At 43.1% G+C, this 19,901-nt stretch carries 17 protein-coding genes; 14 read left to right on the top strand and 3 right to left on the bottom strand.

Going from position 1 to position 19,901, the window contains the following annotated elements:
- Positions 1-33 precede the first annotated feature (33 nt).
- The 10 genes from CXF82_RS19300 (at position 34) to CXF82_RS22670 (ending at position 10,340) form a co-directional block, all read left to right on the top strand.
- Entirely contained in the window at positions 34-1,011 is a 978-nt protein-coding gene (locus tag CXF82_RS19300; protein WP_101090618.1) for an AAA family ATPase, read from the top strand.
- A gap of 19 nt (positions 1,012-1,030) precedes the next feature.
- Complete coding sequence (locus tag CXF82_RS19295) at positions 1,031-1,969, top strand: DUF58 domain-containing protein (RefSeq protein ID WP_101090619.1); 939 nt, start codon at positions 1,031-1,033, stop codon at positions 1,967-1,969.
- The gene (locus CXF82_RS19290; RefSeq protein ID WP_102038248.1) at positions 1,966-2,439 is read left to right on the top strand and encodes a DUF4381 domain-containing protein; all 474 of its coding nucleotides are present in this window, start codon (positions 1,966-1,968) and stop codon (positions 2,437-2,439) included. The genes CXF82_RS19295 and CXF82_RS19290 overlap by 4 nt, the downstream gene beginning before the upstream one ends.
- Entirely contained in the window at positions 2,423-3,424 is a 1,002-nt protein-coding gene (locus tag CXF82_RS19285; RefSeq protein ID WP_102044777.1) for a VWA domain-containing protein, read from the top strand. Before CXF82_RS19290 ends, CXF82_RS19285 begins: the two co-directional genes overlap by 17 nt.
- Positions 3,414-4,994 (top strand): vWA domain-containing protein, encoded by a 1,581-nt coding sequence (locus CXF82_RS19280; RefSeq protein ID WP_102044776.1) that lies wholly within the window; start codon positions 3,414-3,416, stop codon positions 4,992-4,994. Before CXF82_RS19285 ends, CXF82_RS19280 begins: the two co-directional genes overlap by 11 nt.
- Entirely contained in the window at positions 4,987-6,243 is a 1,257-nt protein-coding gene (locus tag CXF82_RS19275; RefSeq protein WP_180961234.1) for a BatD family protein, read from the top strand. Before CXF82_RS19280 ends, CXF82_RS19275 begins: the two co-directional genes overlap by 8 nt.
- A 522-nt stretch (positions 6,244-6,765) precedes the next feature.
- Complete coding sequence (locus CXF82_RS19270; protein ID WP_101090624.1) at positions 6,766-7,011, top strand: OadG family protein; 246 nt, start codon at positions 6,766-6,768, stop codon at positions 7,009-7,011.
- Between the two features lie 17 nt (positions 7,012-7,028).
- On the top strand, positions 7,029-8,837 hold the full coding sequence (gene oadA, locus CXF82_RS19265) for a sodium-extruding oxaloacetate decarboxylase subunit alpha (protein ID WP_101090625.1): 1,809 nt from the start codon (positions 7,029-7,031) through the stop codon (positions 8,835-8,837).
- 8 nt (positions 8,838-8,845) lie between these two features.
- The gene (locus CXF82_RS19260) at positions 8,846-9,976 is read left to right on the top strand and encodes a sodium ion-translocating decarboxylase subunit beta (RefSeq protein ID WP_101090626.1); all 1,131 of its coding nucleotides are present in this window, start codon (positions 8,846-8,848) and stop codon (positions 9,974-9,976) included.
- Positions 9,977-10,214: 238 nt separating this feature from the next.
- Positions 10,215-10,340, top strand: a complete 126-nt coding sequence (locus CXF82_RS22670; RefSeq protein ID WP_257982827.1) for a hypothetical protein — start codon at positions 10,215-10,217, stop codon at positions 10,338-10,340.
- A gap of 58 nt (positions 10,341-10,398) precedes the next feature.
- Here the strand turns inward: CXF82_RS22670 and CXF82_RS19255 are convergent, their stop codons facing one another.
- Positions 10,399-10,587 (bottom strand): hypothetical protein, encoded by a 189-nt coding sequence (locus tag CXF82_RS19255; protein ID WP_101090627.1) that lies wholly within the window; start codon positions 10,585-10,587, stop codon positions 10,399-10,401.
- Positions 10,588-10,684: 97 nt separating this feature from the next.
- Positions 10,685-11,935 carry a dicarboxylate/amino acid:cation symporter gene (locus CXF82_RS19250; RefSeq protein WP_374702313.1) on the bottom strand — a complete coding sequence of 417 codons (1,251 nt, stop codon included), beginning with the start codon at positions 11,933-11,935 and terminating at the stop codon, positions 10,685-10,687.
- Positions 11,936-12,428: 493 nt separating this feature from the next.
- On the opposite strand from CXF82_RS19250, the gene CXF82_RS19245 reads away from it, so the two are divergent.
- The 4 genes from CXF82_RS19245 (at position 12,429) to CXF82_RS19230 (ending at position 18,181) form a co-directional block, all read left to right on the top strand.
- Complete coding sequence (locus tag CXF82_RS19245; protein ID WP_102044774.1) at positions 12,429-15,266, top strand: M16 family metallopeptidase; 2,838 nt, start codon at positions 12,429-12,431, stop codon at positions 15,264-15,266.
- Positions 15,267-15,443: 177 nt separating this feature from the next.
- Entirely contained in the window at positions 15,444-17,009 is a 1,566-nt protein-coding gene (gene gshA, locus CXF82_RS19240) for a glutamate--cysteine ligase (protein WP_102044773.1), read from the top strand.
- 23 nt (positions 17,010-17,032) lie between these two features.
- Positions 17,033-17,440: a hypothetical protein gene (locus tag CXF82_RS19235; RefSeq protein ID WP_102044791.1), complete on the top strand. Its 408-nt coding sequence runs from the start codon at positions 17,033-17,035 to the stop codon at positions 17,438-17,440.
- Positions 17,441-17,563: 123 nt separating this feature from the next.
- Positions 17,564-18,181: a transglycosylase SLT domain-containing protein gene (locus tag CXF82_RS19230; protein ID WP_101090630.1), complete on the top strand. Its 618-nt coding sequence runs from the start codon at positions 17,564-17,566 to the stop codon at positions 18,179-18,181.
- A gap of 246 nt (positions 18,182-18,427) precedes the next feature.
- Here the strand turns inward: CXF82_RS19230 and CXF82_RS19225 are convergent, their stop codons facing one another.
- Positions 18,428-19,639, bottom strand: coding sequence for a sensor domain-containing diguanylate cyclase (locus tag CXF82_RS19225; protein ID WP_102044790.1), 1,212 nt, complete (start codon positions 19,637-19,639; stop codon positions 18,428-18,430).
- Positions 19,640-19,901 lie beyond the last annotated feature (262 nt).

Here is a 19,901-nt window from a genome sequence, read left to right as displayed (position 1 = left end):
CTTTCAAAATGGGTAAAAAGGAAAAGCCATCATATGGAAAGCCAAGCGGTATATTCACAGCTGAGTGATTTACAAATAGCTTTAGAAAAGCAGGTTCTAGGCCAAGCACATGTAGTAAGAGGGTTGGTATTAGCGCTGTTGGCTGATGGGCATGTATTACTTGAGGGGCTTCCCGGTACCGCAAAAACCCGTTCGGTTAAAACGTTAGCTGATTTGCTGCATCTATCTCAAGGTCGAGTGCAATTTACCCCAGATTTGTTGCCATCGGACGTTATTGGTTATGAAGCGTTATCTTCCTCTGATAATAACCACATTGATTTTAATCCTGGCCCCATCTTTAATCATATTTTACTCGCGGATGAAATCAATAGAGCGCCGCCTAAAGTGCAGTCAGCTTTGCTTGAAGCAATGGAAGAGCGGCAGGTCACCATCGGTAATACTAGCCATCCGATGGAATCTGTTTTCTTGGTTCTAGCGACTCAGAACCCTATCGAACAAGAGGGAACTTACCCTTTACCCGAAGCGCAAATGGACCGGTTTTTATTTAAAATAGTGATTGATTACCCTGAGGATGAAACCGAACTAGCGATCATTCGTCTAACCAGAGGCCAAGAAGTTCGAACTGATAGTCCTCCAATAAAGATAGAAAATGCTGAAGTGTTAATTATGCAGGCACGTAGCTTAGTTCATGACGTATTTATGTCTGAGAGTATTGAGAAATATATCGTCGCTTTGGTGATGGGGACAAGAAAGCCGGAAAGATATCCTGATAGTGAGTTACAAAAATACATAAAAATTGGCGCCAGCCCAAGAGCTTCAATTGCACTCGATAAGGCGTCTCGCGCTCACGCAGTGCTAGAGGGGAGAGACTATGTTGATCCTGATGACGTGAGGGCGGTTGTAATGGCCGTACTTAGCCATAGGATCATGCTTTCGTATGCTGCAGTGGCAAACGGCAAGAGTGCTCAGGATGTGGTTAAAGAGCTTGTTAGTGTGACCCCCATCTTATGAAACAAGCTATGAGCAGTTTATGAGCAAGCAAGACTCGCGAATTTATACCAACTTAAGTGCATTATTAGCCCTTAGGGAAGATAGCCGTCATTTGTCATTGTCACCGCGTTTCCGGCCGGCTGGAATGCTCTCCGGTCGGCATGCGTCGCGTATAAAGGGTCGTGGGTTGAATTTTGAAGAGCTTAGGCAATATCAAGCGGGGGATAACATACGCCAAATAGACTCTAGAGTGTCAGCGCGCTTGGGCAAACCTTATGTGAGAGTCTATTCTGAAGAAACAGACAGACCAGTACATATTGTTGTTGATCAACGCTTACCGATGTTCTTTGGCAGTCAAGTCAATACCAAGTCGGTTACAGCAGCTCAGTTGGCGGCGCTGTTAGCATGGCAAGTCTTTGATGGAGGAGACCGCGTTGGCGGCGCGGTTATCGGTTGTCGAGGTACGGTGCAAATGTCGCCTAAACGCTCAAGCCACAATGTTATTCATCTGCTCGAAGCGATAGTGACGGCTAATAATCAATTGGATTTAGCATCACTTAAAAATGGTAAAGAATCCACAATCACCAGCTCGTTGCTGTCTCAAGTTAGACCATTAGTCACGACGTTAAACAGTCAAAGTGTGATGATATTGATCACTGATATTGAGGGGGTTGAAATTGAAGAATTAGCGGAGTTAGAAGTGTTGTCGCAAAAATCAAATGTATTGCTTTTTGTCATTCAAGATCCGCTAGAAGATGATTTAACTGCTGCCCATGGTTTGAGTGTTTCTCACGGGGAACAACAAATTAATATTCAAGCCAGTGCCCAAAATCAACAGAAATACGATGATCTTTATCAGCAACGCTTAGCGAGTTTGAAAAAGGCAACGCTAACAAGCGCATTGCCTGTGGGACTGGTTAATACATATGAGCCTGTTATCACCCAATTAAGTCGTTTATTAATGGGTGAGCCTGCATGAATCCGGTAACTCAACTCGTCGATATACCGCTACCGGAGTCAATCCCATGGTGGCCTCTAGCGCCGGGTTGGTACGGGGTAATACTTGCCATATTACTATTATTGATGCTACTTATTGTTCGAAAAAGGCAACGCTGGATGGCTAATGGCTATAGACGAACAGCACTGGCTCAGTTGCAATCAATGACGGTGCATGACGCGAGTGCCATGAACCAAGTCATACGGCGCACAGTCATGTTAGCCAAGCCCTGTGATGATAAATTAAGCCAAACAGGTGTGAGTTGGTATCGGGTCATCGTAAGCTGTAGCCCGCAAGCTATCTTTACCGAGGCGCAGTTAAAACAACTAGAAGCGTTAAATTATCAATCGGCTAAACACATTTCGCAGCACCTATCAGAAAGTGACTTCTCTAAGCTGAATCAATTATGTCAGCGTTGGGTAAAGGAGCATCGCTTTGAACATCAGTCTTGATTACCCATGGATGCTAGCGCTAATCATTTTACCGGTCTTTGTGTTTCGGATCTTTCCCGTCTATCTGCAGCCAGCAGCCTCTATCTATTTGCCCTTCTTTGCTCGATTAGTTGCTGCGACTGGACAAGCACCCACGTCGGGTAGCCAAGTTAAACAGCGAAAACGTATTCAAGCAATGGCGTTACTGCTTAGTTGGTTAGCGATCATCATTTGTTTAGCACGACCTGTATTGTTGGGTGAGCCTGTTGTCACACAAAAGACGGGGCGAGACTTAATGATAGCGGTCGATCTTTCTCAATCCATGGAGCAAGAGGATTATCAGCTCAATGAGTACGGTAAAGTGTCTCGCTTAGTTGCACTTAAATCGTTACTTAATACGTTTTCAGAGCAGCGTAGCGGCGATAGACTAGGGCTGATTGTTTTTGGTTCTGGCGCATATCTGCAAGTGCCCTTTACGGAGGATATTGTGCTTTGGCAGACATTACTGCAGCAAATGGATACTCAAATGGCAGGCCCTGCTACCGCAATTGGTGATGCCATAGGCTTAAGTATTCGTGCTTTTGATGGCTCCAATACCACAGAGCGAATACTGTTGTTAGTGACCGATGGCAGTGATACTAGCTCTAGATTAGATCCGGTGGATGCCGCCCGCGTGGCTGCAGCCGATGGTATCGAAGTTTTTACGTTAGGCATGGGCTCAATTGATACCGAAGGGGAAGATAAAGTCGATTTTAATACGCTCAACAAAATTGCCAAGATCACTGGAGGCCAAGCATTCGAAGGCAATAGCACTGGTGCTATTGAGCAGATTTTGCAACAGGTGCATCAGATTGCACCGGCAAAGTATCAGCAACAAAGTTACCTACCTAAGTTAGACCTTTACCCTTGGCTTATCGGGCCTATGCTCGTTATCTATATTTGTGTGTGGTTGGCGCTAACTATCTCAACGGTGATGGTCAATAAGGGGCAGGCTGATGTTAAGTAGTTTTCAGTTTGCTGAACCACTTTGGTTGTGGCTATTTTTGCCTATAGGTTTACTCATGTATGGTCTTTGGCGCAATCGAAAAATGGCGCAAGAACAAGCTGGAGAAGGCGTAATAGCAGCTCACCTAGCAAAAGTATTTTCAATGCAGAATAGTCACAGAGCGACAAAAGCACCTATAGGGTTAACGTTCCTCACCGCCAGCTTTATCATTTTTGCATTAGCGGGTCCAAGCTGGCTAAAGGCCAGTGACGATGATATTAAAGCGCCGCTGATTATAGCCCTAGACTTATCGCCTTCAATGTTGAAAAGCGAAGGCAGCATAAGCCACCTAGAGCGAGCTAAATTACTGGTATCAAAACTGCTAATGCAGGGTAGTTCTAGGCCTATTTCGCTGGTTGCATTTGCAGGCAGCAGTCACCAAGTATTACCGCCATCGGATCAATTTGCGCTGTTAACGCTATATTTGGGCTATATGTCGCCTCAAGTTATGCCCGTAGAAGGTGATGATATTGACAGTTTGATTGCCGTTATTGCCGCAATTCCCGACGCACAAGAGTTTGGTTTCGACTTACTTGTCTTATCGGATGGCTTTGCAGGCCAAGGCCAAGCATTGGCTAAGTTCACTCAAAAACAGCATGCACAAGTGTTATTCGCTGCATTAACGGCATCAGCCGAGTCTTCTGCGACGCAGCTTGGCTTTACGGTGATGACTGCGGATGGCCTTTTGTCTGGCAATGACAATTGGCTTGAGCAAGTATCAAAGCTAGAACAGGCTGCTCTCAGTCAATCGAGTCTGGTGGTTAATCAAGGCTACTGGTTGCTCTATCCGGCTGCGTTGCTATTATTACTGTTTTTTCGTCGAGGCTTTAGTCTGTATTGGGCGACCTCTATTGTGCTCTGCGTCAGTTTGATGCCAGTACCAGTCCATGCACAGTGGCTAGACTTATTCTTTAGTGCCGATCAGCAAGGTCAATACTATTACGACAAAGGTGATTATCAAGAAGCCGCATTACGCTTTGAAGATCCTAGCTGGAAAGCCCGCGCCTATTATCAAGCAAAAGAGTACAGCAAGGCCGCTAAGATATATCGTCAGCAGGATGATTTACAAAGCCTGTTTAACCTGGCAATGACCTACACTCGTGGGCGCAACTACAGTAAAGCAAAGACGCTTTATCAATTGTTACTCGACATTGAACCTGATTTCCCCGGCGCTAGCAAGAACTTACAAATAGTGACTCAGCTGATAAAAGACATTAAGCAGCTTGGGGATAGTCAACAAGAGGAAAACCCACCAGAGTCGATTAATCCTGACGATATGACCGATATGGATCTTGGTGCTGACAAACCGCAAATGGGCAAAATAGAAGTTGAACTGCAGCAGTTGTCAGTTGAAGAGTTATTAAACAGTGATACTAAAAAGCAACAGTGGTTAAGGGGTATCAGTAAAGATCCGCAAAAGTTTTTAGCTGCAAAATTCCAAGCTCAGTACAATGAGTCCCAGCAAGAAGATAGATCTCTACCGCCAAAGGCGAATAGCAACACTGACGCTAAGGAGGAGGGGAATGATTAGCAAGACGTTCAATTTAACTCTTCATTCAATAACTCTGCAATGTAAGCGGGTCGCTTTATTTTTATTTTGTATGGTTTGTATCAACGCTAGTGCGGCAGCCACTAATACTAATGCTGTAAACACCGTGGCTCCTTCGAGCCAGATTTTGACTCAAGTATCTAATGTTCATCCTGTGGTCGGTGAACAAACTGTATTGCGTTTTGAGCTACTTGTTAACGGTTTTTTTAACGGCGGCACCGAGTTTGATTTACCTTCGATGTCCAGTGCTCGATTGTCTCAAGCATCGTCATTTGCCATTAATGGCAACAGAACAATCGCTGGGACAGCGCTCTCCTCTCAGATCTGGGAAGTGTATCTTTACCCCGAACATAAAGGCGTTATAGAGGTGGCGAGTGTTCGATTCAAGGTCAAGTATATGGACAACATTAGCGGAGAGTCTAAGACTGCAATATTGATATCGGATGCTGTAGTGCTTTATGCGCATATCCCTGCAAGCCTTATACATGCTGAACAATACATCGTATCAGGATCAGTATTGATTGAGGATCAATGGTCAGTGTCACAGCCAAGTTACAATGTTGGTGACGTGATTAAGCGTGAAATCAAGATTTCTGTGACTAACCTCCCTGCAATGAATATCCCTCGAATATTCATGACAGCACCTGATGGCGTTAGTGTTATGCCGCTTGAAGCTGAACTGACTGACAATAATAATCGTGGTGAAAACAGCGCAATATTGAGCCAAGAGTTTAACTACATTATCGAAGCTGGTGGAGAATTTGTAGTCGGAGGAGAAGAGGTACTTTGGTGGGATCCTGACGTTGGTTTACATCGGTTAAATTTCTCTGAGATTAAACTTAACGTTACAGGGGCTAATATTGACCGTTATAGTGTATTGCTCAGTATCATCGTCTTGATGTTAGTTGTTTTGCTTATATTGGGGCTAAAAAAGCAAACGCTACCGATACGAGTAAAGCTGACCCAAGCATTGTTAGCAAAAAACTGGCGTGAATTTATCAACCTATTGTATCGGCGTGGTGATCTTATATCTGCACCAGCCACAATAAAACCTTCGTTATCGCTGCAAACGCCGCATGCTTCCACCAAGGTACTGCAAAAACACCAGCTTATATCGCAGCTATTTAGAGCATGCTTTAGCTCAACAGCTGAAAACGATGACCATGGGTTTAAGTTGAAAAAGGAAGAGAAGCTTTTCGTAAGAGAAGCCTTTAGGAACTTAATAAAATAATGGCTTTTGCAAAAGGGCTACCCAGTTAATTTGTACTCCTGAAAAAACTAAGTTTAACGAGACCAATAGTTTGATTGATTAGTGCATAAGATCTCATTCTAGCTACTGGGTTACTCTTTGTTCTTATATCTGAAATTACTTTCCTTTAACTTAAGATTCAAATTATAAATATTTTGGATTGCCATGGCTTACGCTGATGATTCACTGGTTATTTCAATAATAAATTATAGAATCATCATCAGTGTAGTAATATTTTTATGCTTATTGGTATGACCAATTTACAAAGGCCTCGCTATTTTGTTATAGATTGGTTATTGTTTTTGCCGATGATAGCAGTCTTCTAGCTGCTTTAAGCTTAGGCATTATCGAAATGAATGCATAACATGTGAACTGTTAGTGAATAAATATTTGTTTTATTCCAGTATATTTACATAATCCGTAAAATGGGCCGACAAAACTAACATACACTGATTTGGTTGCACCGTTTTGTCTTAGTGTATATAGGGCTGGAGAGAGGAAGAGATGGAAACAATATCAGAACAGTTAACCGATGCGCTTGGGATCATGATCCTCGGCATGTCGTTGGTTTTTGTATTTTTAGGTATATTGATTTTGGGAATGAAGCTAGTTGCTAAAAAATATGCGCCTGCACCCCAAGAGAAAATAACCGTTAATGCTCGCCAACCGGCGGTAACTAAACCCGCAGTGAGTCCTTTAATGGCAGCCGTTATCGCCTCTGCAATTCATCAGCACCGCCAAAAAGCATAAATAAGTAGGGAGTTACCATGAGCAAGCCACTGGCTTTAACCGACGTCGTCTTAAGAGATGCTCACCAATCCATTCTCGCTACTCGGTTGCGCACCGAAGATATGTTACCTATTGCGCCGTTACTCGATAAAGTCGGCTTTTGGTCGCTAGAATCTTGGGGCGGAGCAACGTTTGACGCTTGCATCCGTTATCTTGGTGAGGATCCATGGGAACGTATTAGAGAGCTTAAAAAAGCCATGCCTAATACACCTCAACAGATGCTGCTAAGAGGACAAAATCTTTTAGGCTACCGTCACTATGCTGATGATTTAGTTAACCGTTTTGTTGAACGTGCTCACACTAACGGGGTTGATGTATTCCGAATTTTCGATGCAATGAATGATGTGCGTAACCTTGAAACCGCTGTTAAGTCTGTTGTTGACGTCGGCGCTCATGCGCAAGGTACTATCTCCTACACAACGAGCCCAGTGCACACGATGGACACTTGGATTGACATGGCTAAGCGTCTTGAAGATATGGGCTGTCATTCTTTATGTATCAAAGATATGGCCGGGCTATTAAAGCCGTTCGATGCCTTTGACATGATTAGCCAAATCAAATCTCAAACAGATTTGGTTGTTTCTATGCAGTGCCATGCAACAACAGGTCTTAGCACCGCCACCTACCAAAAAGCGATAGAAGCGGGCATTGATGTACTTGATACCGCCATTTCGTCAATGAGTCAGACTTATGGTCACAGCGCGACAGAAACTCTGGTTGCAATGGTTGAAGATACTGACAGAGCGACCGGTTATGACATGGCGTTATTGGAAGAGATAGCAGCTTACTTTAGAGTGGTACGCAAAAAATATGCAGCTTTCGAAGGTGAACTTAAAGGCATTGATTCGCGCATTCTTCGTGCACAAGTCCCTGGTGGCATGCTGACCAATATGGAAAGCCAGCTAAAAGAGCAAGGCGCTGCAGACAAGTTAGATTTAGTGTTAGAAGAGATCCCACGCGTTCGTGAAGACTTAGGTTTCATAGCCTTAGTCACGCCAACTTCTCAAATTGTCGGCACCCAAGCGGTGATTAACGTGCTGACGGGTGAGCGTTATAAATCGCTTACCAAAGAGACTGAAGGCGTACTCAAGGGCGAATATGGCGCCACGCCAGCACCAGTGAATAGCGAGCTGCAGCAACGCGTTTTAGCGGGCGCTGAAGCCATAACTTGTCGCCCAGCTGACTTACTCGAAGCTGAGCTCGACAGGTTACGTCTTGAGTTAGCTGAAAAGGCTAAAGCTGAAGCTATTACCCTATCAACAGAGGTGGATGATGATGTATTAACCTACGCATTATTTCCGCAAATTGGACTCAAATTCCTTAAAAATCGCAATAATCCAGACGCATTTGAACCCAAACCTGAAGTGGCTGCAAAAGCGCTCGAACAAATAAAAAAAGCAGAGCTAGCAGCTGCCAATAAGCAAGGGCCAGCAACTTACACTGTAACAGTGCAGGGTCAGCGATTTGTCGTTGAAGTGGCCGAAGGGGGGGATATCAGTGAAATAAGCTCTGCCGAAAATGTGATTCCTTTTGCTGCACCCGCAACAACTGCCGCCGTTGAGTCGTTGGTGGTCAAGTTAGAACAAAATGCACCGCTATCAGGTAATATTTTTAAAGTGCATGTGTCTCCTGGTGACACGGTTAAAGAGGGTGATGTTGTCATTATTTTAGAAGCGATGAAGATGGAAACGGAAATAAGAGCCGAGGCTGATGGAGTGATCTCTCAGGTTTGGGTTAAAGAGGGTGATTCGGTATCAGTTGGTAGTCAGCTGTTAGCGTTAGCATAGGAGTCATCATGGAAGGATTAATCGCCTTTTGGTCTGAGTCCGGCATTGCCAACTTTACGCCAGGTCAATTGTTAATGATGGGTGTCGGCTGCTTATTACTCTTTTTAGCTATCGCAAAAGGTTTTGAGCCGTTACTGCTTTTACCTATAGGCTTTGGCGCTATTTTAGCCAATATTCCTAATGGTGGATTTACCGACGAAGGTGGACTGCTCTATTTTGCTTATCATGTGGGTATTGAAACGGGAATTTTCCCGCTATTGATCTTTATGGGTGTGGGGGCATTAACCGATTTTGGGGCATTGATTGCTAACCCTAAAATGTTATTACTTGGCGCCGCAGCACAATTTGGTATTTTTGCCACCTTGCTCGGGGCGATTGGTTTGAATTTAGTCCCTGGGTTTGAGTTTTCAATGCAAGATGCTGCCGCTATTGCGATTATTGGCGGTGCAGATGGGCCAACGGCTATCTTTTTAGCGTCCAAACTCGCCCCAGACTTACTCGGTGCTATTGCGGTTGCTGCATACTCTTATATGGCGTTAGTGCCACTTATACAGCCGCCTATTATGAGACTGCTAACAACAGAATCTGAGCGTAAGATCAAGATGGAGCAGCTGCGAGAAGTGAGTAAGAAGGAAAAAATAATCTTCCCACTCATGGTATTAGGATTAACTATTTTGTTCCTTCCTGCAGCAACGCCGTTAGTGGGTATGTTTTGTTTAGGTAACTTGATGCGCGAGTCGGGTGTGGTCGATAGATTGTCTAACACCGCCCAGAATGAGCTGATTAATATCGTTACTATTTTTCTCGGACTCGCTGTGGGTTCTAAATTATCAGCAGAGCAGTTTTTGCAAATTGAAACCTTAGGTATTTTGGTGTTGGGGGCTGTTGCATTTGGTATAGGTACCGCGACTGGAGTGTTAATGGCCAAGCTCATGAGTAAATTATCTGGCGGTAAGATTAATCCATTGTTAGGTGCCGCTGGTGTGTCCGCGGTGCCCATGGCGGCGAGGGTCGTCAATAAAGTGGGCCTTGAAGCAAATAATCAGAACTTTCTATTAATGCATGCAATGGGCCCTAACGTGGCGGGTGTGCTGGGTAGTGCGGTTGCTGCAGGTGTGTTACTTGCGGTACTGGGATAAGCATATCTGTAAAATTTAGAATAGTATTTTCAATTAAACCAATCCCGTACTTTTAAAGTACGGGATTTTTTTGCCTGCAGAAAATGATAGCGTGCGCTTGGCTATACTAAGAACAACTTAATCACCTATGCACCAGCATTCTCCATATACAACTGTTTGGCCGTGTCATTGCAAGCTTTAGTTATCACAGCCTTATCGTAAAATCCTCGCTTGTGGTGCAAGCGTCATTAGAGGTTACTTGCAACAAAGTAGTTTTAAATTTGAAATAGAAGTTGAGCTTACGACAGCGCTGGAGGGCGATGTGGTGATCTGGAGTGATACAGGTATTGGCGCTAGGTCATTAAACGATGAAGCGTTAGTTTGATGCCGTTAGCGCCTGGTCTTCGAGCTAGGCGCGTAAGCGATATTGGGTTATTTGTGGGTTACCAACTACGAATGTTTTGGTTTGCGGTCAGCCAAAGTAGAAAGCCTAAGGACAAAATAATCGTTATGCTAATGCCGACAATATAGATAAACCCGGTTCTTCCCTTCTTTAGAGGCACACCGTTGTAATTAAGAAATAGCGCCCATGCGAGAGATAGTAGCAGTGGAATAAAAAACAGCTTAGCCATACTTAAACACCCTCAATATGAATCACTTAGCAATATGATTTTAAAGTATAAAAGAAAAAGGCCACAATTGCGGCCTTTTTCTTTCACAGTAATCTTACTAACTTGTTACAGGTGCTGTTTTAGTGCTCTCATCGGCATAAAATTGCTCTTGATCAAGCTGTCCTTCAGATTTACCAATAACAACGGCTGTCATCATATCCCCGGTGACATTGGTTGCTGTGCGGATCATATCAATGATCCGGTCAATAGCGGCAATAAATGCAATCCCTTCTAGTGGTAGGCCAACAACACCTAAGGTTACCGTCAGCATCACCATGGCACTGCCTGGCACGCCAGCTGTTCCGACTGATGCAACTGTTGCCGTTACCGCAATCAGCATATAGTCAGTCATATCGAGTTGAATGCCATAAATTTGGGCAATAAAAATGGCGGCAATAGCGGGATAGATCCCACCGCAACCATCCATGTTCATGGTCGCGCCAAGGGGCAATACAAATGAGCTATAACGTTTTGATACACCCATTGATTCAGAACAACGCGTGCTTGCCGGCAATGTACCGAAACTTGATGCCGTCGTAAATGCCACAATTTGTGCTGGCATGGCTTTTCTGAAAAACTGTAAAGGGCTTAATTTTGCTGCGAATTTTACCAGTCCACCATAGACAAAAATAATGTGGATTAACGCAGCAAGGTAGATAGCACCGATGAACTTGGCAAGTGGTAATAACATGGATAAACCATACTCACCGACCACCCAGGCCATTAAACCAAACACGCCAATCGGAGTAAGTTGCAATACCATACGAGTCAGCTGGAACATCACTTCAGCCCCGGCCTCAAGGGTTCTTTTCAAGGGCGCAGCTTTTTCGCCAACCTTATTGATTGCGATACCAATTAATGCTGCAAATACGATTATTTGGAGAACATTCCCTTCTGCCAGAGAGGCAAATGGGTTAACAGGGATCATATTTAGCAGTACCTGTGCAAAACCAGGAACCTGACGTTCGCTCACTTCAGTAGCAACCAATTCCATTGAGCCGCCCATATCAATGAGCGAGCCAATGGTTAAGCCGATAAACGACGCTATAGTGCCGGTAAACATAAACATGCCTAACGTCTTAAAGCTCAACCGTTTTAGGTTAGCTTCTGAGCCTAAAGAGGTAATACTCACCACGATAGCGCAGAAAATAAGCGGTGCGACCAGCATTTTGATCGCGCTAATAAATAGATCACCTAAAGGCTTTAATACCGTTGCCGATTCACCAAAAATGACACCAACAGTAGCGCCAAGTACAAAGGCGGCTAATACCTTTTGCCAAAAAGGGATGTTTTTAATTACTTGCCACATTATCAATATTCCAAATATATTATTTTTATGTCATGCGTATAAGTGGCAGGGTTGCCACCTAATTTATTGCAATCATTTGCTAGGAGACTAACACTTCAATGCTGTGAAGGTTTACATTTAGTTACCCAATCGTTGGCATTCTATAGATAGAGCACCTTGCATCACAAACCGATTTAGTTATAACTTATTGTCATATAAAAGCTTGTTTTAATTATATTAACAGTTAACTTTCGCGCAACATCGTGATAGGGGTTGTAAAAACTATAGAAACCACAATAGATTCATGGGTGTAGGCTAGATGAGCTATGATTGCTGATTAAGGTGATGGAAATATTTTGTTAGCAGAAATCGCAAAACCTTTTTTACGTCGTAAGTGATTTAAACTGATTAACACCCACTGGTTGTTTCAAGCTGACTGGGTAATACTAGTGCCAAGCATAGCTTACTGATCAGATGATAAAACGATATCGCATTCTGGCGAAGGAGATAATAATTGAAAAAATGGATATTAGCCGCAGCAATTAGTGCTGCGTTATTTGGATGTGCCGGTCAACAACAGGCTGAAACGACTTTACCTGCAGGTGTGACTTTACTGGAGTCGGTAAGTTTTTCAGGACAGGATGTTGGTATTCCCTATCGTAAATATGAATTAGCCAATGGCTTGACCGTTATTTTACACGAAGATCACTCTGATCCGTTAGTCCATGTTGATGTCACTTATCATGTGGGTTCAGGACGTGAATTAGTCGGTCGTTCTGGCTTTGCACACTTGTTTGAACACATGATGTTCCAAGGGTCAGAGCATGTCGCTGATGAACAACATTTTAAAATGGTCACTGAAGCGGGTGGAAATCTTAACGGTACAACTAATACCGATAGAACCAATTATTTCGAAACGGTGCCCAATAATCAGTTAGAAAAAATGTTGTGGTTAGAATCTGACCGTATGGGCTTTTTCCTACCGGCTCTAACGGAAGAAAAGTTTGAAGTGCAACGTGAGACGGTCAAAAACGAACGTGCACAGCGTATTGATAACCGTCCTTATGGCCGTATGGGTGAGCGCTTTGATCAAGCCTTTTATCCGCAAGGTCATCCTTACTCATGGCCTGTTATCGGTTGGCCAGAAGATTTAGACCGAGCAGATGTTGAAGATGTTAAACACTTTTTTCAGCGCTGGTATGGTCCTAATAATGCCACATTGACTATTGGTGGCGATTTTGACGAGATGCAGGCCCTTGCATGGGTTAATCAGTATTTTGGTGAAATCCCTGCTGGTCCTGAAGTTAAGGCGCCCGTAAAAACGTTAGTGACACTGGATAAGACACTTTATCTGTCGATGGAAGATCGAGTGCATTTACCCTTGATTAAAATGGCAATGCCAACGGTATATGCTCGCCATGAAGATGAGCCCGCTTTGGATCTGTTGTCTAACATCTTAGGTGGTGGCAAGACATCAATCTTCTATAAAAATCTTGTTAAAGATGGCTATGCGGTCCAAGCAGGTGTGAGTCATCCATGTCAAGAATTGGCTTGCCAGTTTTCAATGTATGCATTAGCCAATCCAGCACAGGGTGGCACGTTAGCTGATTTAGAAAAAATCATGCGTGACTCGGTCACTGAATTTGAGCAACGCGGCGTGACGGATGACGACCTTGAAAAAGTTAAAGTCAACTTTGAAGCTGCCACCATTTTTGGTTTGCAAAGCGTACAGGTAAAAGTCTCAAGCCTTGCATTCAATGAAACGTTTTCTGGTAACCCTAATATGATTGGTACTGATTTGGCGCGTTATGCCAATGTCACCAAAGAAGACGTTATGCGGGTGTTTAACAAATATATTAAAGACAAGCCGATGGTGGTGATGAGCGTTGTGCCTCAAGGGCAAAAACAGCTTATTGCTAAAGCCGATAACTTTGTCGCGCCAACTGAAAAGATTGCAGCCGTTGCGGTTCAAGATCTTAATGCCGCGCCTCAAATTACTTCAGCGTTTGATCGCAACGTTGTGCCGCCAGTCGGTGCCGCCCCCGTATTAAAAATACCTACGCTTTGGCAAGGTAAACTGGCCAATGATATTGAGGTTATTGGCACTGAAACCAACGAGACACCGACCGTTGAAGTGGTTGTTTACCTCAATGGTGGCCACCGCGTTATTGACATAGAACAAGCAGGCTTAGCGTCGATAACAGCGTCAATGATGAATGAATCGAGCCTTAAGCGCAGTTCTGAAGAACTGACTCAAGCATTAGAGATGCTTGGCAGTAATGTCAGCTTTGGTGCCAGTGGCTATCAAAGTCGATTGCAGATTTCATCGTTAACAGAAAATCTTGATGCGACAATGAAAATTGTCCAAGAGAAGTTGTTTAAACCTGCATTCAATCAAGCTGATTTCGATCGTGTTAAACAACAGGTATTACAGAACCTACAACGGCAATTAACGGAGCCAAATTATTTGGCTTCAAGAGCATTTAGTACTCTGTTATACGGTGATAAGAGCCCGTTTGGTGTTAGTAGTGGTGGTTCAATTGCATCAGTAACAGCGATTAGCTTAGATGATGTTAAAGCTTTTTATAAACGTCAGTATACCGCGGGTAATGCGCAAATAGTGGCCGTTGGTAATCTAAACGAAGCGCAAATGCTATCCAAGCTTACAGGATTAAACGGTTGGACTGGGGTTAAAACTTCCTTTCCTGAATTAGCGGTTCTTCCTGAATTTACTGGCGGAAAAATTTATATTGTTGATAAGCCAGAAGCGGCGCAGTCAGTGATAAAAATTGGTAAACGCGCGTTGCCTTATGATGCTACGGGAACGTTTTTCAAATCCTACTTGATGAACTACCCACTGGGCGGCGCTTTTAATAGCCGTATTAACCTCAATCTTCGTGAAGACAAAGGTTACACTTATGGTGCGAGAAGCTTTTTCTCGGGAGGACCAGAGCAAGGTTTCTATCAAGCGACTGCTAGTGTACGTAGTGATGTGACGACCGAAGCGTTAGTGGAATTTATTAAAGAGATTAATGGATTCCAAGCAACGGGGATGACTGAGGATGAGCTTAGCTTTATGCAGAACTCTATCTCACAATCTAAAGCACTTAACTACGAAACTCCGTACCAAAAAGCGGGTTTAATGCGTAATATTCAACGTTATAATTTGGATGATAATTACAGTGAACAGCAAACTGAAATCACTAATAACATAACACTTGATGAGTTGAATTCATTGGCTAAAAGCCAGTTGAAAATCGACGATATGCTTATTCTTGTTGTAGGTGATCGTGCCAAGATAGAGTCTGAATTATCAACACTTGGTTATCCAATTGAGGTTTTACAGTTGTAAAGTAAGTGGGGAGACCCTATATACAAGAGGTAATCCTAGTTAATGGGGTTACCTCATCTATAATCGTCATGACAGTGACGTAAAGACTATTTTGATATGACTTGAAAGTTTAGCCAGTTAAAGCAGGTCTGACTGTCATGAGCTTTAGGTTAAAGTCACGTACTAGAGAATAAGATTTTGAAATCATTCAATGAATTAGTAGGGGATCTGTCGGATCCGACAAGTCGTCAAGCACTAAAATCAATGCAGCGAGGCATTGAACGTGAAGCGCTTAGAATTGAAAAGACAGGTCACTTAGCAACGGATAGTCACCCTGAAGCATTAGGCTCTGCCTTAATGCATTCGCGGATCACTACCGATTATAGTGAGTCCTTGCTTGAGTTTATTACTCCCGTGTTTGAAAACATTGATGAACTCGTTGAAGATTTAACATACACGCATGCGTATAGCGTGCGTAACTTAAATGGCCAGCAACTGTGGCCGGTTAGTATGCCTTGCTATGTGGGTGATGTTGCTGACATTCCTATTGCTGATTATGGCAGTTCAAATAATGGCAAAATGAAACGTTTGTATCGTAAAGGATTAACTTATCGATATGGCGCACTCATGCAGATTATCTCTGGAGTGCATTTTAACTTTTCGGTGTCTGACGATCTTTGGACACGGCTTTATGAACTATCCAATAAAGCGTTGAGTAAAGAAGAGTTTATCTCTGATTCTTACTTTGGCCTTATTCGTAATTATCGCCGTTTTGTATGGGTGTTACCTTATTTATTTGGTGCATCACCCGCGCTATGCGGATCGTTTATTAAAGACCAAAAAACGACGCTACCGTTCGAAAAAATTGGCAAGGGCACGCTTTATTTACCTTACGCCACATCGCTGCGCATGAGTGATTTAGGCTATACCAATCAAGAACAAGATAGCCTCGACATTAGTTACAACAATCTATCTTCTTACCTTGATGGTATGAACGCCGCTATCAATATGCCATCGGCAAACTTTGCCCAAATTGGTGTCAAAGTCGCAGGCGAATATCGTCAACTTAATGCTAACGTTTTACAAATTGAAAATGAATTTTATTCTCCTATACGAGCCAAAAGAGTCGCTAAAGGAAATGAGAAACCTTCTGAGTCTTTAGCGCGTGCAGGCGTTGAGTATATTGAAGTCAGGGCGCTTGATGTTAACCCCTATAGCGCGGTTGGTATTGAAAAGTCACAAATTCGTTTTTTGGATATGTTTCTGCTTAATTGTTTATTACAGCCTTCGAGCAACAGCGACGAAACGGAAGAAGCTGAAATTTCAGCTAACTTACAAGCCGTTGTGTTAGAAGGGCGTAAACCAGGCTTAGTCTTGAGTCAGAATGGTGCAGACATTTCGTTGACACAGTGGCTCGAAACGTTATTTGATAACTTAGGCTCGATTGCAGAACTGCTTGATGACGGTGCTGAGGGTGAGTATCAAAAGGCTCTGGCGCACTGGCATAAAGCGGTCGTGAATCCTGATGAGACTTTATCGGGTCGGATCATGACTAAGCTTCAAAAGGAGCAAGTTGATCACGGTCATTGGGTGAAAGAGCTTGCACAGCAATACCATCAGCAACTTATAGACTTGCCTATTAGCGACTCTGTGTTGGCTCGGTATGAGCAAGATGCAAGATCGTCACTCGACAAGCAAGCGGCGAGTGAAGCGCTTGATGAAGTGAGTTTTGATCAATTTCTCGCTGATTACTTCGAGCAATAACGGTGAAACAGCTTAACGCCTCTATGTTGGTATTGGTATTACTGCTATCTGGCTGCGCATCGCAACTTGATAGCAGTCATCAGTGTGGCACCGTCTCAAGCTTTTTGGCTCCTGAACCAGAGCTTGGGATCTATCGCGCAGTCGTTACCCACCTCGATGGCAAACCTGTGATTTCTCAGCCTAATTATCGTCTTAGCGTTGGCGAACACCGTTTTACGCTGGCGGAGTTGATTGATTCACCCACTTTAAAAGTATCGCTGGCATCTCGTACCCCAAAAGATTTGATCGTGGTAGTAGAAGCCAATACGCGCTATCACTTAGCCGCTAAGTTTAATAGCGACAAAGTCTATAGAGGTAAGGATAGTGGCTTTTGGCAACCAGAAGTATGGCAACAAGAGTCCTACAATTGTGAGCTTCCTGCGTCGCGATAATGGTCGCAATAATGTATTTCACGGTCTGATTTTTAACACAATTTAATTAAACCCCAATTGCATATTTAAGCTATCAATGTGACACTAGCACTTTGCTATTATTGTCCGTTGGTATCAATTTTTATGAAATGGCCTGCATTACTTGCGACTGTTATCTTGGCAACATTTTTAACTGGTTGCGCAACTCCTCCTCCCAAAGATCCCGAAAATCTATGTTCGATATTTCAAGAGAATCGTTCATGGTATAGCGCCGCCAAAAATACCAGAGAAAAGTGGGGCGTACCTGTGCACGTTCCACTGGCAATGATGTATCAAGAAAGCTCATTTAAACATAATGCCGCGCCGCCAATGGAGTATTTTTTAGGTTTCATACCGACAGGTAGAGCGAGTGACGCCTATGGTTATGCTCAGGCTAAAACCATGACTTGGGATGACTATGTGAGAGAGACAGGTAACTCTTGGTCAAGCCGCAGTGATTTTGATGATGCCATGGATTTCATGGGTTGGTTTATTTATAAGACCAATAAAATTAACGGGGTGTCTAAGTGGGACGCGCGTAATCAATATCTAAATTATCATGAAGGCTGGGGCGGTTATAAGCGTAAAACTTATAACCAAAAAGCCTGGTTAATTAAAGTCGCTAAAAAAGTCGACGATCGCTCTAAGCGTTATGCGGGTCAGTATAGACAATGCGAAGAGGATCTTGATTCATCTTGGTTGTGGCGATTGTTTTTTGGGTAGATAAACAGGTTCCAAATTAATTGATGTTGTCTAGTCCTAAAATAGGTTGACACCCTTACCGGTAATATTAACGACAGTATTGAGGGACAACAAACTTCAACTTCGAGTATTAACGATCGAGCATGTGAAATGTCCAGACTTAGCCAAGATGTTCATAGCAGTTTAAAGACGATTACTGAGTAAGCAAGAGAGCAAGAAGCGACCTCAGTAACGTTAGAGACAATACTAAAACGGATTTGCGTGTCGCTATTTTTTGCCCCGTTTATTACGGTACATCGCCTCATCTGCGGCCTTTAAGGTTTTATTCCACTGGCCGTTATATTGCTCAACCCCATAACTAAACGAGACAGCGCCTTGTTCACTGAGGTCATCCTCTATTGCAATGATCTCGCTTTCTATACGTTCTAATGGACCATGGCAAAGGGCGATAAACTCATCTCCACCGTAACGGGCGACTAACTGCTTTTGGTGCCACTGAGCTTTCAGTACACGGCTTACCTTCTGCAGTGCGGCATCGCCGGCTTGATGTCCGTGGTGATCATTAATTGTCTTTAGATTATCGATATCGATTAATACTAAATAACTGCCAAAATGGGCCTTTAAGGTCCATTCTTTAGCGAGGGCTTCAAAGCGCTGACGATTATATAAACCGGTTAAACTATCAAAGTTAGCTAGCGTATTGATTTTGTGTGTTTTTTGGTAAAGAGATATCGCGTTCGCCGCCTCATGAGTCAATATAGCGACCAGATTTCGGTCATAATGACTAAAGGCTTTTACTTTACCGCTGTCTAAATTTAGCATTGCGTAAAGCTTACCATCGATATGAATTGGGCTTGATAGTGTTGAGCGTATTGGTATTGAGGGGGCCTCAAGCAAGACATCTTGATCTGAAGAGCTTAGCGAACTGTGAGCATTAATGGCTTCCATGTCGTCAATGACCACCACTCGGTCACATTTACCTTTTGTTATCCGATATTCGAAAGATTGTTCCAAATGGATATTGAGCTTTCTCAGCTTGTTAATATCAATGCCCACAGCAGACTCAAATGATAAGGAACCAGAATCAGGTTCAACCCGAATGATTGTTCCCATTTCGGCACCGTCAATACAGCTAACGGCCTTATTGAGTAACGCGTTCAGAAAGGCGGTTTCATCTTGATATTGGTTAGCAATATTAACTAACTCAAAGGTGGTCTCATTGACATGAACTACCTGCTGTAGGTGCTCCCATAGTCGACTGAGTCGTCCTTGATGGAAATAGTAATTCAGGCTGTAACCGAATAAATAGATAATACTTATCAGGAGTAAATTTGCGACAGAACTTTGATTTGCGCTAATACTAAAGAAAATAATCCAACAGATAAAAAGCAAGAGTAAAGGCACGCCGAGTAAAGCTAGATGTGTCTTAAAATCCAGCGCATCAATTTTCTTCTTTTTTAAACTATCCTTGATGGGCAACATGAATATCCTATTCTATTTGTTCAAACCATTTGTTTGTTGCATCCAAAACATGAAAAGACTCTAACCAAAGGCACTCAGATTAAAAATACTGTTACTAAAAGTTACTTTAGCTAAATCAATCATAACTAACTTAAATAATAGGCAAAAAAAACATCTCAAACAAGCGAATTTAGTGAAAGAAATGATCTTGCATAATAAAAATTGGTGGACAGCGTATTAAGTCAGTTTAACAAAACGGTTCGATTGAAGAACCGTCATA

Source organism: Shewanella sp. GutDb-MelDb, from assembly GCF_002836075.1.
In the GTDB taxonomy this organism is placed as follows: domain Bacteria; phylum Pseudomonadota; class Gammaproteobacteria; order Enterobacterales; family Shewanellaceae; genus Shewanella.
This window is presented reverse-complemented; position numbering and strand designations above follow the sequence as displayed.